This is a genomic window from Sphingopyxis sp., assembly GCF_036402335.1.
Taxonomy (GTDB): Bacteria; Pseudomonadota; Alphaproteobacteria; order Sphingomonadales; family Sphingomonadaceae; genus Sphingopyxis.
The window spans coordinates 1-1,761 of the sequence record NZ_DASWTD010000262.1 but is presented as its reverse complement, the minus strand read 5'-3'; the positions used below and the strand labels follow the sequence as shown (position 1 = coordinate 1,761).

The 1,761-nt window shown below is 65.8% G+C and carries 3 protein-coding genes and 1 pseudogene; all 4 read right to left on the bottom strand.

All coding sequences use genetic code 11. The features are described from left to right. Positions 1 to 628 (bottom strand): annotated as a pseudogene (locus tag VGD20_RS08220) (NADH:flavin oxidoreductase); the annotation flags it as partial. Then, positions 625 to 1,065 carry a nuclear transport factor 2 family protein gene (locus VGD20_RS08215; RefSeq protein WP_331133976.1) on the bottom strand — a complete coding sequence of 147 codons (441 nt, stop codon included), beginning with the start codon at positions 1,063 to 1,065 and terminating at the stop codon, positions 625 to 627. The gene VGD20_RS08215 and the pseudogene VGD20_RS08220, both read right to left, overlap by 4 nt. Then, positions 1,062 to 1,595 (bottom strand): nuclear transport factor 2 family protein, encoded by a 534-nt coding sequence (locus VGD20_RS08210; RefSeq protein ID WP_331133975.1) that lies wholly within the window; start codon positions 1,593 to 1,595, stop codon positions 1,062 to 1,064. Before VGD20_RS08210 ends, VGD20_RS08215 begins: the two co-directional genes overlap by 4 nt. A 14-nt stretch (positions 1,596 to 1,609) precedes the next feature. Then, positions 1,610 to 1,735: a hypothetical protein gene (locus VGD20_RS08205; protein WP_331133977.1), complete on the bottom strand. Its 126-nt coding sequence runs from the start codon at positions 1,733 to 1,735 to the stop codon at positions 1,610 to 1,612. Between the last annotated feature and the right edge of the window lie 26 nt (positions 1,736 to 1,761).

The window sequence follows — 1,761 nt, the reverse complement described above, 5'->3', positions numbered from 1 at the left end:
TGACCGCCGCGAGCACCTCTGCGGGAAAGCGCACCCGGTTCTCGGCCGATCCGCCATATTCATCGCGGCGGAAGTTGGAGAGCGGCGAGATGAACTGGTTGAGCAGATAGCCGTGCCCCATGTGCAGTTCGACCGCATCGAATCCCGCAGCCTCGGCATGTCGCGCGGCCGCGGCGAATTCTCCTGTAACCCTTTCCATCTCGCTGCGTGTCATTTCGTGCTGGAGGAAGCGGCCCAGCAGCACGCCCATCTTGTCGATCCCTCCGCTCGCGGACATGGCGCGCGGGGTGGACAGCTCCCTGTGCTGGACGAAGCTGCCGCCATGCGTGATCTGCGCCGAGGTTTTCGCGCCGGCGGCATGCACAGCGTCGGTCACCGCGCGGTAATGCGGCACACTTTCGTCCGAAAGCACGCCCTGATCGGCAAAGGTCCGCCCGTCGCGCGACACCGCGACATAGGCGAGCGTCGTCATGCCGACCCCGCCCCCGGCATAGGCGCGGTGATATTCGACGAGCGCGCGCGTGGGTAGTGTGGCGCGCGTCATCATCTCGTTCGCGCCCGAACGGATGAAGCGGTTGCGAAGCGTGATCGGGCCGATCGCAACAGGGCTGAAGGGATCGGCGCTCACGGCGCGGGCTCGGGGGTGAAATCGGTCGGCGGATCCTTGACCCAGAAATCGGTCTCGACGCGCTTCGTGATCCGCCAGCCCGCCTCGGTGCGCACCAGCTCGTCGGCATAGGTGCAGCCGAGCAGGAACAGATGGTCGCCCTCAGGTCGAGAAAGCTGCATCGGGTTGAACAGCATTGTCCGCGCGGTCGCCCGATCGCCGTCGAGTTTGATCAGCGGCAGCCCGATAAGATGCTGGGTGATGGAGAAATGGGCCAGCGCCCGTGCGAGCCAGGGCTTGATCTCGACATAGTTGCCGGTCGCCCCTCCCGTCGCGCGATAGTCGATCTCGGCATCGGGCATGAACACCGCGTCGAGCGCGTCATAGTCCTTGGCGTCGATCGCGAAGACATAGGCCGCGAGCAGTTGCTGGATCTCGACGATGTCGGCGGCGCTCATGCTGCATCTCCGTTCTGCAGCATGGCGACGATCCGCGCCTTCATCGGCTCGACCCAGTCGCGCCTCAGCGCCGGGCTCAGCAGCCCCGCCGCGTCCAGCTCGTCGCAAAGGTGCATCTGGTGCGCGATGTCGAACAGGTCCATCTGGTAGGAGAATTTGCCCCGGCCGCCATAGGTGATGAGCGACACGCCCCGTGTCTCGTAATAGCCGCCGTCGGCGCGCCGGCCGGGTCCGCGATTGACCCATTCGCTGATGATCCGGGCGCCATTGATCGCCCAGCCGAGGATCGGGAAGCTCCAGCCCTGCCAGCCCGAGCCCACGTCCATGTCGCGCCCGTAATGCGTCGCGCGGATCGCCTCGCGCCCCTCGGCGCGCACGAACATCGCGCCGCCATAGGGGCACTCATAGACACAGTCCTCATGATAGAATGCGTCGGCGATCCACGCCCAGCTTCCACGCCTTTCCGCCTCGACAAAGGCGTCGCGCAGCCCTGCGATCGCGGCTTCCACTTCCTCCCTCGGATAGTCCATCGCCGCGTCCTCCGTCAGTCGAAATTGGCCTGCCCGCCGTCGAGCGGGATCGTAGCGCCCGTCAGATAGGACAGGTCCTCTCCGCACAGCGCCGCTACCGCATTGCCGATATCGGCCTCGCAATCGCCAACGCGCCGCAGCGGGATGGTGCTAAAGAATGCAGTGG